This is a genomic window from Streptomyces sp. NPDC005402, from assembly GCF_040606575.1.
Taxonomy (GTDB): domain Bacteria; phylum Actinomycetota; class Actinomycetes; order Streptomycetales; family Streptomycetaceae; genus Streptomyces.
Genome location: NZ_JBEXFB010000013.1, coordinates 115,475 through 127,588, shown reverse-complemented (window position 1 = coordinate 127,588; position 12,114 = coordinate 115,475). Strand labels below are relative to the sequence as shown.

Sequence of the window (12,114 nt, the reverse complement as noted above, 5' to 3'; positions counted from 1 at the left end):
ACCCTATGCATCGACTCGGACAGTGAACTCACCCTCGGCGACCCGCGCCCGCAGGGTCTCCTCCGCCGTCACCTCGTCCGGCGTCCGCACCACGTGCCCGTCGGCCTTCTGGAGCACGGCGTATCCGCGCTGGAGGGTCGCGGCGGGGGAGAGGGCCACCACGCGTGCGTGCGTGTGCGTCAGCTCGGAGTCGGCACGGTCCAGCAGATGACCCAGGGTGCGGCGGCCGCGGTCGGCCAGGGAGGCCACATGGTCGGCGCGCTCGTCGATCATCCGGTGCGGATCCTCTATCGACGGCCGCGCGAGCGCGTGCGCAAGCCCCCGCTCCTCCCGCTGGAGGAAGGACTCGACACACCGCCGGGCCCGGTCCCGCAGCGCCAGCACGCGTTCGTACTCCTCGCCCACGTCCGGTACGACCTTCTTGGCCGCGTCCGTCGGCGTGGAGGCCCGCAGGTCGGCCACGTAGTCGAGCAGCGGGGTGTCCGGCTCGTGCCCGATCGCCGACACCACCGGGGTACGACAGGACGCGACGGCCCGCACCAACTGCTCGTCGGAGAACGGCAGCAGGTCCTCCACGCTGCCCCCGCCGCGCGCCACGATGATCACGTCCACGTCGTCCAGCGCGTCCAGCTCCTTGACCGCCTGCACGACCTGCGGGACGGCGTGCACCCCCTGCACCGGGACATTGCGCACCTCGAAGCGGACGGCCGGCCAGCGGTGCCGGGCGTTCTCCAGGACGTCCCGCTCGGCGGCCGAGGCACGCCCGCAGACCAGTCCGACGAGCTGCGGCAGGAACGGCAGCGGCTTCTTGCGCTCGGCCGCGAACAGCCCCTCCGCGGCCAGGGACTTCTTCAGCTGCTCCAGCCGCGCGAGCAGCTCACCGACCCCGACCGGCTTTATCTCGGTGGCCCGCAGCGAGAGCTGGCCCCGCGGCGCGTACCACTCCGGCTTCGCCAGTACGACGACCCGGGCGCCCTCGCTGACGACATCGGCGACGTCGTCGAAGACCTGGCGGAAACAGGTCACGCTCACCGAGATGTCGTACGACGGATCGCGCAGCGTGAGGAAGACCACGCCCGCGCCCGGACGCCGGGAGAGCTGGGTGATCTGCCCCTCGACCCACACGGCGCCGAGACGGTCGATCCAGCCGCCGATGAGGCGCGACACCTCGCCGACGGGCAGGGGCGCTTCGGGGGTCGAGTTCACAGCCATGCCGCGAGCGTAACGGCCGGGTACGACAACGCACCGTCACCGATCGGGAACTATCGGCCGCGCTGGGCGACCAGTACCCCCAGCCCGGTCAGGAACCACACCGTGCCCACCACGTGTGCCGCCCCCGACGCCTCCACGATCACCGCCAGGGTGATCGCCGCCCCGACGACCGGCACCAGCACATGCCGCCACCAGATCACCGGGCCTCCGCGCCGTCGGACCGCGAACCAGCCCACCACGCTCGCGTGCAGCAGCGTGAAGGCCGTCAGGGCGCCGATGTCGACCACGGACACCAGGTGGTCCATGCCGTCGTCCCGGCGGGCCGCCCACACCGCCGCGACGAGGGTGACGGTGGCCGCGCACAGCAGGGCCAAGCGCGGGACGCCGGAGTCCGTCTTCGCCAGCACGCGCGGCAGGCGCCGGTCACGCCCCATCGCGAACAGCAGCCGCCCGGCCGCCGCCTGTCCCGCCAGCGCCGCGAAGGCCGCGCCGATCGCCTTGCTGACGGCCACCAGATCGTGCAGCCAGGTCCCGACCGCGGAGTCGACGGCGTCGTAGAAGGCCGAGCCCTGTCTGCCCGGGTCCGCCGCGAACTCGGCCGAGGTCGTCGGGTCCAGGAGGGCCACCAAATAGGTCTGCGCCACGAACAGCACGCCCGCCAGGGCCAGACAGAACAGCACCGCGCGCGCGACCTTCTGCGAACCGCCGGTGATCTCCTCCGCGAAGGAGGCGATCGCGTCGAAGCCCAGATACGACAGCACGGCGACCGACACCGCCCCGATCACCGCCGACAGCGCGAACGCGCCCTGGGTGCCGTCCCCGGACAGCGGGGACAGCCAGCCGCGCTCGGCGCCGTCCCGTGCGAGGACGACGACCGCCGACACCGCGAAGACCAGCAGGACCACGATCTCCATGGCCAGCACCAGGAACCCCACCCGGGCCGCCGCCCGTACGCCCCACAGGTTCAGCAGGGTCGTGACGACCACCGCGAGCGCCGTCCACACCCAGCGGGAGACCTCCGGGACCAGGGAGTTCATCGCTTGCCGAGCCCCGCGCGCGTGGGCGAACACCGACCCCGCCCGGGGGCGACTCGCACCATCTGCGCGTAACCCAACGCGGTGAACGCCATCGCCACGGTGGCGACGACATAGACGAGGGCGACGGCCCCCGTGCGACTTGGCGTCCAGGGTGCCGTGGACACCGAAGGGCGCCATGGGGGCGATGAACAGCAGCCCGTAGACGACGAGGTCCCGGAAGCCCAGGGTGCGCCGCAGGCCGCCGTGTTCCTCCTCGCCCGTCGCTCCCCCTGCGTCTGCCGGTCAGTCTTCCCGGGAAGGTCATGTGCACGCGATCTTTGACCGCCCGAAAGCGGCCTTACGATGGGACGCATGACTGCTTCGCCTGGCCGCCGTGTCCTGCTCGCCGCCCCCCGTGGCTACTGCGCGGGTGTGGACCGCGCCGTGATCGCCGTCGAGAAAGCCCTGGAGCAGTACGGCGCTCCGGTGTACGTCCGGCACGAGATCGTCCACAACAAGTACGTCGTACAGACCCTGGAGAAGAAGGGCGCCATCTTCGTCGAACGGACGGAGGAGGTCCCGCCGGGCAACATCGTCATGTTCTCGGCCCACGGCGTCGCCCCCGTCGTCCACGAGGAGGCCGCGCGCGGCAAGCTCGCCACCATCGACGCGACCTGCCCGCTGGTCACCAAGGTCCACAAGGAAGCGGTCCGCTTCGCGAACGAGGACTACGACATCCTCCTGATCGGGCACGAGGGCCACGAGGAGGTCATCGGCACCTCCGGCGAGGCCCCCGACCACATCACTCTCGTCGACGGCCCCTCGGACGTCGCCAAGGTCGAGGTCCGCGACGAGTCGAAGGTCGTCTGGCTCTCCCAGACGACCTTGAGCGTCGACGAGACCATGGAGACCGTCGACGCCCTCAAGGAGAAGTTCCCGCAGCTCATCTCCCCGCCCAGCGACGACATCTGCTACGCCACGCAGAACCGCCAGCTCGCGGTGAAGCAGATGGGTGCCGAGGCCGAGCTGGTCATCGTGGTCGGCTCCCGCAACTCCTCCAACTCCAAGCGGCTCGTCGAGGTCGCCAAGCTGGCCGGCTCCCGCGAGGCCTACCTCGTGGACTTCGCGAGCGAGATCGACGAGGCCTGGCTGGAGGGCGTGACCACGGTCGGCGTCACCTCGGGCGCCTCGGTGCCGGAGGTGCTCGTCGAGGAGGTCCTGGAGTGGCTGTCGCAGCGCGGCTACGGCGACGTGGAGCTCGTGAAGGCGGCCGAGGAGTCCATCACCTTCTCCCTCCCGAAGGAACTGCGGCGCGACCTGCGCGAGGAGGCCGCGACGCTGGTCGCGGAGCGCAAGGGGACCTCCCCGGCGTGACTGTCCGTCGTCCGTCGTAACGTAGGGCCATGCAGATCTTCGGCTTGGACATCGGCGGATCCGGGATCAAGGGCGCCCCTGTGGACCTGGACAAGGGCGACCTCACCCAGGAGCGCCACAAAGTGCTCACCCCGCACCCGGCGACGCCCGACGGCGTGGCCGACGGGGTGAAGCAGGTCGTGGACCACTTCGGGTGGACGGGCCCGGTGGGGCTGACCTTCCCGGGCGTGGTCACCGACGGATCCCACATCCGGACGGCGGCCAATGTCGATAAGAGCTGGATCGACACCGACGCGCGCGCGTTGTTCAGCGAGCGGCTCGGCGGGCTGCCGGTGACCGTGGTCAACGACGCGGACGCGGCGGGCGTCGCCGAGATGAACTTCGGCGCGGGCAAGGACCGCAAGGGCACCGTCATCCTGCTCACCTTCGGCACCGGCATCGGCAGCGCGGTCTTCGTCGACGGCGTCCTCGTCCCCAACTCGGAACTGGGCCACCTGGAGCTGCACGGCCACGACGCCGAGAAGAAGGCCTCCAGCAGGGCCCGGGAGGTCGAGGAGCTCACCTGGGAGCACTGGGCCCACCGTGTCCAGAAGTACCTCGCCCACGTCGAGATGCTCTTCTCGCCCGAGCTGTTCATCATCGGCGGCGGCGTCAGCCGCAAGTCCCAGAAGTTCCTGCCCCACATCGAGGGCATCAAGGCCGAGATCGTCCCGGCGCAGCTGCAGAACAACGCGGGGATCGTGGGGGCGGCGATGCGGGCGGCGCAGGGGTAAGGGGCCCACCGCGGAGTTGCGGGGGTGAAGGGGCAGGGGGGCCGGGCCCGGTGGGCGGCGCCGCCGGAGGCCACGGGCCACCGCCACCCGTCTCGGGCGGACGCCACGCCTACGGCCACCCGCTTCGGCGGCGCAGCCGTCGGCCGTGCCTTCTGGGTCGGCGGCTCGGGAGCCGTATTCGTGCCGTGCGTGGCGGGTTGGCGCGCTCGTGGGCGGTGCCGCCGGAGGCCACGGGCCACCGGCCACCCGTCTCGGGCGGACGCCACGCCTACGGCCACCCGCTCCGCCGGCGCAGCCGCTCACGCGGCCCCGGCTCACGCGGCCCCGGCTCACGCGGCCCCGGCTCATGCGGCCCCGGCTCACACGGTCCGGGAGCCGTTCCTCGTGCCGTAAGCCTGCGTGAGTGTCAGCGCGAGCGGTCCCGGACCAGGCGGATCCTGCGGACCAGTGCGATGAGGCCGGCGGCCAGCGTGCCGGCGTAGAGCCAGCCGGCCTGGGTGGCCAGCGCGGTGAACAGGCCCATCAGGCGGCCCGAGGTGCCGCCGCTGCTGTCGGCCACCGGGACGAGCCCGACGGCGAAGGCGATCGGCACGATGATCGGGGCGGTCAGCAGATCACCCCGGCGCATCCAGACCGACGTCAGCACACTGACCGGCACGAACAGCACGCCGTACAGCGTCAGCGACGAGCCGAACAGCAGGGAGACGAGGAAGCCGAGCACGACCATCAGCCCGGTGCAGAACAGGCCGCCGCCGAGCCCGGTGAGCCGGGGGTTGGGCAGCCGCCGCAGTGTCCGGACCACGGGCGGCGGCGGGCGGCGAGGCACCGGTGGCCGGCGCTCGCCGCGGGCCTGGGCGGGTAGCGGTGCTCCTTGGGCCGGGCGTCGTGTTCCGTTGTGCGGGGGTCGGGTCCTGTGTTGCTCCACTGGACCAACCTAGGTCTGTTTATGTGCGGAATCGCTCTTCGGACACGCCGTGGGAAAGACCTTGGCCATGCGTTCGACAGGGCCGCCGGAGGGCGCTGCGGCACGCCGTAGACTGGTGGATCGGCCCCCTGGCCGCCAGTCTCCTCACGTCTCCTCTCATGTACGGGAAGTCGCAACGTGTCGCTCACGATCGGAATCGTCGGCCTGCCGAATGTCGGCAAGTCGACCCTGTTCAACGCCCTGACCAAGAACGACGTGCTGGCGGCCAACTACCCGTTCGCCACGATCGAGCCGAACGTCGGCGTGGTCGGCGTCCCGGACCCGCGCCTGACGAAACTGGCCGAGATCTTCTCCTCCCAGAAGATCCTCCCGGCGACCGTCGACTTCGTGGACATCGCGGGCATCGTGAAGGGCGCCTCCGAGGGCGAGGGTCTGGGCAACAAGTTCCTCGCGAACATCCGCGAGTCCGACGCGATCTGCCAGGTCATTCGCGCCTTCAAGGACGAGAACGTCGTCCACGTCGACGGCAAGGTCTCGCCCAAGGACGACATCGAGACGATCAACACCGAGCTGATCCTGGCCGACCTCCAGACCATCGAAAAGGTCCTGCCCCGCCTCCAGAAGGAGTCGCGGATCAAGAAGGACGTCGTGGCGAAGGTCGCGGCGGTCGAGGCGGCGAAGGAGATCCTGGAGAAGGGCGACACGCTGTTCTCCGCGGGCATCGTCCAGGGCTCCGGCAACGAGGAGCTGCTGCACGACCTGCACCTGCTGACGACGAAGCCCTTCCTGTACGTCTTCAACGTCGACGAGGACGAGCTGGTCGACGAGTCCTTCAAGGACGAGCAGCGCGCCCTGGTCGCCCCCGCCGAGGCGATCTTCCTCAACGCCAAGCTGGAGGCGGACCTCGCCGAGCTCGACGAGGAGGACGCGATGGAGCTCCTGGAGTCGGTCGGCGCCGAGGAGCCGGGCCTCACCACCCTCGCCCGAGTCGGCTTCAACACCCTCGGCCTCCAGACCTACCTCACGGCCGGCCCCAAGGAGTCCCGCGCCTGGACCATCAAGAAGGGCGCCACCGCCCCCGAGGCCGCCGGAGTCATCCACACCGACTTCCAGAAGGGCTTCATCAAGGCGGAGGTCATCTCCTTCGACGACCTGGTGGAGACCGGCTCGGTGGCCGAGGCCCGCGCGAAGGGGAAGGCGCGGATGGAGGGCAAGGACTACGTCATGCAGGACGGGGACGTCGTGGAGTTCCGCTTCAACGTCTGACGACCATCAGGAACCTGTGTTCACCCGCTTCTCGGCGGGCGGGCACAGGTTTCTGTCCATGGAGGGGCGGGGAGCGTGGGGCGTGGCGAGCGGGACACGGTCGCGACGGGGGCGCGGCTGTACGAGGCGGCCCAGGCCGTGGTCGGGGACCATGAAAGGGCGGTGGAAGCGGCACGGGCGGCCCTGAAGCCGATCCACGACGCAGCGGTGCGGCGCGAGCTCGACACCATCCCTGTTGCCCGACTGCAGGACGTCACCGAAGGGCGGCTGCGGCTGGGCAGTGTCGAAAAGAGCGGGCTGCGCACAGTCGGCAGCGTGCTCGAAGCAGGCCCCTACCGGTTGCGGCAGATCCCCGGTGTCGGGCAGCGCACCGTCGACCAGATGCTCGCGGCCGCCCGCCGACTCGCCGAGGCCGTGCACGAAACCGTCGCCGTCCACATCGACGTGGACCGGCCGGAACCCCGCACCACCGCGCTCGTCACGGCCTTGCACGTACTGGTGGAGGCCGGTCCGGACGCCCGGCGCGCGGTCGACAAGGCCGCCGTCCTGTCGAAGCGGCTCCAGCCGTTGCTCACCGACGCCCGGCCCGCCGCCGGGCGCATCCGGATGCTCCTGGCGGGTCAGGAGAAGAAGGCTCGCGCGTCGGCGGCGGTCACCGAGATCCGGTCGCTGGTGGACGAGGCGGAACGGGCGGACCTGCCCGGGCTGTTCGCCCAGGCATCGGTGGACCTGCTCCGGGGGCCCTCGTCCGATGTCGCGGCGTGGGTCGACTTCGAACTCCGTTCCGCCGAGTACTACAGCCTGCTGGCCGAGATCTCCGGGCGGCCGCCGGACACGGCCGCCGCCGAGGGCTTCCTGCCGGACGAGATCGCCGAGCGGGTACGGACCCAGCGTCTCGACGACACCCACCGGCGGGTCTCGCTGCGCGGCTACCAGGCGTTCGGCGCGCGGTTCGCGCTCGCGCAGCGCAAGGTGATACTCGGCGACGAGATGGGGCTCGGCAAGACCATCCAGGCGATCGCGGTGCTGGCGCACCTGGCCGCCGGGGGAGAGAGCCGCTTCATGGTCGTCTGCCCGGCGAGCGTCCTCGTGAACTGGACACGGGAGATCGAGGCCCGCAGCGCCCTGCGTGTCATGGTGCTCCACGGCCCCGACCGACACCATGCGTTCGCCGACTGGAGGGAGCGGGGCGGGGTCGGGCTGACCACGTTCGACGCGCTGCGCGGCTTTCCCGCGCCGGGCGGTGGTGAGGTCGGACTGCTCGTGGTGGACGAGGCGCACTCCGTGAAGAACCCGAAGGCCAAGCGGTCCCAGGCGGTCGCCCTGTGGGCGGAGCGTTGCGGACGCGCCCTGTTCATGACGGGAACCCCGATGGAGAACAGGGTCGTGGAGTTCCACAACCTGGTCCGGATGCTCGACGGCGGCCTCGCGGACTCCCTCGGTGAACGGGACGCGTTGGCCGGATCGGTCGCCTTCCGCAAGGCCGTGGCCCCGGTCTACCTGCGGCGCAACCAGCAGGACGTGCTGACGGAACTCCCGAGTCTCCAGCAGACCGACCAGTGGGAGGAACTGAGCGCATCGGACGAGGAGGCGTACCGGGAGGCCGTGCGCGCGGGCAACTTCATGGCGATGCGCAGGGCCGCCTACCTGCGCCCCGAGAAGTCGGCCAAGCTGGACCGGCTCCGGGAGATCGTTCAGGAGGCCGGCGAGAACGGGCAGAAGACGGTGGTCTTCTCCTATTTCAAGGACGTACTGAGCGTGGTGCGGGAAGCACTCGCGGCCGCGTCCACCGCCGGCACTCCGTTGTTCGGCCCGCTCACCGGGGGTGTCCCGGCCGGACGGCGGCAGCAGATCGTCGACGACTTCGCCGGTGTTCCGGGTCCCGCGGTGCTCTTGGCGCAGATTCAGGCAGCGGGCGTCGGCCTCAACATGCAGGCCGCCTCCGTCGTTGTCATCTGCGAACCCCAGATCAAGCCGACCATCGAACACCAGGCGGTGGCCCGGGCCCACCGTATGGGGCAGGTCAGGCCGGTGCGTGTGTACCGTCTCCTCGCCACCGGGGGCGTCGACGAACGCATGGTGAAGATGCTGGAGGCCAAGACCCGTCTCTTCGATGCCTACGCCCGCCGCAGCGCCGTGGCCGAAGCCTCCCCGGACGCGATCGACGTGTCGGACACCGAGTTGGCACGACAGATCGTCGAGGAGGAACAGGCGCGTCTCGGCATGACGGACGAGAGGCTCACGGCCGCCGAGTGACTTGAGCCGACGGCCGACGGCCGACGGCGGATCGGGCGCCGGCTCCACCGAATCCACCGCGCTCCCGACACACCCTTGCAAACCGGTGACCGGTGACCGGTGCGAACGCGACCCGCGGCAACCCGGAAGCGTCCCGCGTGCACCCGCCGTCTCGTCGGCCCGGCCGCCGAGTGGGGCAGCAGCCCGATCCGGAACAAGCTCCCGGGGCCGGGAAAACCACGCCCCGTCAGACCGCCCCCGCCCCCGCCACCCACCGACAAGCCTGCGCGTACCCCCGCACCAGCGGCCGCCCCCCGTCCCCCTTCCGCCAGGCCAGCACGTACCTGCTCGGCCCGATTCCGCGCACCGGCCGGGTGACCACCCCGCCCAGGGTGATCAGGGGGGCGTTGCCGGCGGCCACCAGGCAGATGCCCAGGCCCGCGACGAGGGCCTCGTACGTCTCCTCGGTGCCCGCGATCTCCGCGCCGATGCGGGGCGGTCGGCCGGCCCGTTCGTCGAGGGCGAGCCAGAAGTCGCGCAGGGGGCCCGCGCTCGGCGGCAGCGCGAGGAACGGTTCGTCGGCAAGGTCGGCGAAGTCGACCTCCTCGCGGGCGGCGAGCGGGTGGCGGTCGGGGAGGGCGACCAGGCGGGGTTCCTCGGCGACCACGGTCCACCCGTAGCGCTCCTCGTCGGGCAGCGGCAGCCAGACGAACGCGACCTCCGTCTCGCCGTCCGCCAGTCCCGCGGTCGGGTCCTGCCAGCCCATCTGCCGCAGCCGTACGACCGCCTCCGGATGCGCGGCCGTGAAGCGGGAGCGGATCGCCGGGAGCAGGCCACCGCGGCCGGGGCTGGTGCTCATGCCCACGACCAGCGTGCCGCGCCCCGCCGCCCGGGCCGTCGCCATCGCGGCGTCCGCCGCCGCCCAGGCCGCCAGCACCTGCCGGGCGTGCGGCAGCAGTGCCTCACCCGCCTCGGTGAGCAGCACACCGCGCGGCTCCCGACGGAACAGCTCCACGCCCAACTGCCGCTCCAGCGCCCGGATCTGCTTGCTCAGCGCGGGCTGCGACACGTACAGGCGTTCGGCCGCTCGCGTGAAGTGCAGCTCCTCGGCCACGGCCACGAAGTAGCGCAGGTCCCGTACATGTACGTCGGTCGTCATAGCCATCGGTTATCACCGTGGGTCTTGGACGGGCAACCGACTTCCGCAGCAGGCTGGTTGGTGACACGACAGTCGAACCGCGAGGAGTCGTCATGAACAAGGTCTGGCTGATCACGGGCGCGAGCAGCGGGTTCGGGCGGGCGATCGCCGAGGCGGCCCTGGCCGACGGCGATGTCGTGGTGGGCGCGGTCCGCAGGCCCGAGGCGCTGGACGACCTGGTGGCCGCCCACCCCGACCAGGTGGAGGCGCTGCGTATGGACGTGACCGACACGGCCGCCGCGGAGGCCGCCGTACGGGACGTGGTGGCCCGGCACGGCCGGATCGACGTGCTGGTCAACAACGCGGGCCGCACGCATGTCGGCGCCTTCGAGGAGACCACCGAGGACGAACTGCGCGAGCTGTTCGACCTGCATGTCTTCGGGCCGGCGGCGCTCACGAGGGCGGTGCTGCCCTGCATGCGCGAGCGGCGTTCGGGGGCGATCGTGCAGATGAGCAGCATGGGCGGGCAGATGTCCTTCGCGGGCTTCTCGGCGTACAGCGGGACGAAGTTCGCGCTGGAGGGCATGTCCGAGGGGCTCGCCGACGAGGTGCGGGAGTTCGGCATCAAGGTGCTGATCGTGGAGCCGGGCGCCTTCCGTACCTCGCTGTTCGACGCGGGCCGTGCGGGAGTCAGTGCCGACAGCGGGGTCTACGCCAAGGTGAGTGAGACCCGCGGGTTCGTCTCCGGCGGCGACGGAACCCAGGCCGGCGACCCCGCGAAGGCGGCGGCGCTGATCCGCGCCGCCCTCGACGCCGAGGAGACCCCGCTGCGCCTGCCCCTCGGCGACGACGCGGTGACCGCCGTACTCGACCACCTCGACGGCGTACGGGCCGATGTCGCCGCCTGGGAGAAGAACACCCGGGCCACCGCCTTCGACGACTGACGGCCGACGGCCCGCACGCGGTCAGCGGAACGGCGCCGGTTCCGTGACCCACCCCGCCGCCAGCACCAGCCGCGTCTCGCGATGTACGGCGAGAAAGCCGAAGGGGCGGTCGAAGGCGGCCGTGACCACGGTCGACGTGTACCGACGGGTGGGCGGTACCCCACCCGGTGCCGCCGCGACCGCCGTCACCGCGGCCGCCTCGAAGCCGAGCGCGTCGAAGCGGGCCAGGACGGACTGCCGGGCGGAGCCGACGGCCAGGGGCGAGGAGCTGAGACCGGGGAAGTGGCCCTGTCGCGCGTCCCGTGCCGCCGTGAGCCCGAACAGCCCGTGCAGGTCCAGCAGATCGTGGTGCGCCCTTGCCTCGAACGCCGCCGTCGTCAGCTCCAGCGTCGGCTGCCGAGGACCGGCACACGGGCGCTCCTCCACCCGCAACCCCGGCCCCGCCGGCCCGTACGGAAGCAGCGACCCCCTGACGGCCGGACACGTGCCGTCGAGCGCGGCGGTGCCCGCCGCCAGCACCTGACCCGCCGTCATGTGCTCGTCACCGAGCAGGAGATGGACGTCGACGCCGTTGTCGCCGAGCACCTTCGCCTCGGTGACCCGGCCCTCGGGCGCGGCCACCACCGCGACCCGGTCCAGCCGCACGCTCCGACGGTTCAGCCCGCGCAGGGTGCGGTCCTGCCAGGGGCCCGCGGACGGCCGTACCGGACGCACCTCGAAGGGCCGCAGCCACGTGGTCCGCAGAGCCAGCGCGCTCGCCAGCACCAGTTCGGTGTCGTCCCGCACCTCCACCGGCATCCGCTCGATCAGCCCGCCCGTGCGCTTCGCCGCCCAGGCGTCCAGCTCCCGTCGGTCGAGGGCGGGATCGCCGGCGAGGACCCCGTGCGCGTCGGTGGGCAGCCCCGCCTCCCACTCCTCGCGCAGCTCCAGCGTCCGCTTGGTCCACAGGCCGAGCGCCGAGTCCAGCGCCTCCGCGTCGGCCAGCCCCTCGAGCAACTCCCGCGCCGCCGCGGCCGCTTGGTCCGCGGGCACCCCCAGCGCCCGTGCCAGCTCGGCCCGTGCCGTGCCCTGTGCCCCATCGGCCAGGAAGGCCAGCAGCGGCCACACCCCGGCGGCCGAGAACACGGTCCCCCCGGAAGACACCCCAGCCCACCGTGCCGTCAGCCCGTTCACCGCCAGGGTCGTCGTACCCGTGATCGGCATTCCACCCCCGCCCGCCCCGCGCATACCA

At 71.8% G+C, this 12,114-nt stretch carries 9 protein-coding genes and 1 pseudogene; 5 read left to right on the top strand and 5 right to left on the bottom strand.

Going from position 1 to position 12,114, the window contains the following annotated elements; all coding sequences use genetic code 11:
- Positions 1-3 precede the first annotated feature (3 nt).
- The gene (xseA, locus tag ABZT02_RS25285; RefSeq protein WP_356020953.1) at positions 4-1,212 is read right to left on the bottom strand and encodes an exodeoxyribonuclease VII large subunit; all 1,209 of its coding nucleotides are present in this window, start codon (positions 1,210-1,212) and stop codon (positions 4-6) included.
- 50 nt (positions 1,213-1,262) lie between these two features.
- Positions 1,263-2,486 (bottom strand): annotated as a pseudogene (locus tag ABZT02_RS25280) (APC family permease).
- Between the two features lie 105 nt (positions 2,487-2,591).
- On the opposite strand from ABZT02_RS25280, the gene ABZT02_RS25275 reads away from it, so the two are divergent.
- Both ABZT02_RS25275 and ppgK read left to right on the top strand, forming a co-directional pair.
- Entirely contained in the window at positions 2,592-3,602 is a 1,011-nt protein-coding gene (locus ABZT02_RS25275; protein ID WP_356020950.1) for a 4-hydroxy-3-methylbut-2-enyl diphosphate reductase, read from the top strand.
- A gap of 29 nt (positions 3,603-3,631) precedes the next feature.
- Positions 3,632-4,375, top strand: a complete 744-nt coding sequence (ppgK, locus tag ABZT02_RS25270) for a polyphosphate--glucose phosphotransferase (protein WP_356020948.1) — start codon at positions 3,632-3,634, stop codon at positions 4,373-4,375.
- A 406-nt stretch (positions 4,376-4,781) separates the two neighbouring features.
- Here the strand turns inward: ppgK and ABZT02_RS25265 are convergent, their stop codons facing one another.
- The gene (locus tag ABZT02_RS25265; protein WP_356020946.1) at positions 4,782-5,300 is read right to left on the bottom strand and encodes a DUF6542 domain-containing protein; all 519 of its coding nucleotides are present in this window, start codon (positions 5,298-5,300) and stop codon (positions 4,782-4,784) included.
- 177 nt (positions 5,301-5,477) lie between these two features.
- On the opposite strand from ABZT02_RS25265, the gene ychF reads away from it, so the two are divergent.
- Both ychF and ABZT02_RS25255 read left to right on the top strand, forming a co-directional pair.
- Positions 5,478-6,566: a redox-regulated ATPase YchF gene (gene ychF, locus ABZT02_RS25260; protein ID WP_351991694.1), complete on the top strand. Its 1,089-nt coding sequence runs from the start codon at positions 5,478-5,480 to the stop codon at positions 6,564-6,566.
- Between the two features lie 75 nt (positions 6,567-6,641).
- On the top strand, positions 6,642-8,822 hold the full coding sequence (locus ABZT02_RS25255) for a DEAD/DEAH box helicase (protein ID WP_356020944.1): 2,181 nt from the start codon (positions 6,642-6,644) through the stop codon (positions 8,820-8,822).
- A gap of 226 nt (positions 8,823-9,048) precedes the next feature.
- Here the strand turns inward: ABZT02_RS25255 and ABZT02_RS25250 are convergent, their stop codons facing one another.
- A complete protein-coding gene (locus tag ABZT02_RS25250) occupies positions 9,049-9,966 on the bottom strand; it encodes a LysR substrate-binding domain-containing protein (protein ID WP_356020942.1) in 918 nt (305 codons plus the stop codon).
- Positions 9,967-10,052: 86 nt separating this feature from the next.
- On the opposite strand from ABZT02_RS25250, the gene ABZT02_RS25245 reads away from it, so the two are divergent.
- Complete coding sequence (locus tag ABZT02_RS25245) at positions 10,053-10,883, top strand: oxidoreductase (RefSeq protein ID WP_356020939.1); 831 nt, start codon at positions 10,053-10,055, stop codon at positions 10,881-10,883.
- A gap of 21 nt (positions 10,884-10,904) precedes the next feature.
- Here the strand turns inward: ABZT02_RS25245 and ABZT02_RS25240 are convergent, their stop codons facing one another.
- Entirely contained in the window at positions 10,905-12,086 is a 1,182-nt protein-coding gene (locus ABZT02_RS25240) for a serpin family protein (protein WP_356020937.1), read from the bottom strand.
- Positions 12,087-12,114: the final 28 nt, after the last annotated feature.

What these genes read in the sequence shown, in the direction of transcription:
- ABZT02_RS25250 (WP_356020942.1), bottom strand. Translation starts at nt 9,966, where the DNA reads ATGGCTATGACGACCGACGTACATGTACGGGACCTGCGCTACTTCGTG.
- ABZT02_RS25245 (WP_356020939.1), top strand. Translation starts at nt 10,053, where the DNA reads ATGAACAAGGTCTGGCTGATCACGGGCGCGAGCAGCGGGTTCGGGCGG.
- ABZT02_RS25240 (WP_356020937.1), bottom strand. Translation starts at nt 12,086, where the DNA reads ATGCCGATCACGGGTACGACGACCCTGGCGGTGAACGGGCTGACGGCA.
- ppgK (WP_356020948.1), top strand. Translation starts at nt 3,632, where the DNA reads ATGCAGATCTTCGGCTTGGACATCGGCGGATCCGGGATCAAGGGCGCC.
- xseA (WP_356020953.1), bottom strand. Translation starts at nt 1,212, where the DNA reads ATGGCTGTGAACTCGACCCCCGAAGCGCCCCTGCCCGTCGGCGAGGTG.
- ABZT02_RS25275 (WP_356020950.1), top strand. Translation starts at nt 2,592, where the DNA reads ATGGGACGCATGACTGCTTCGCCTGGCCGCCGTGTCCTGCTCGCCGCC.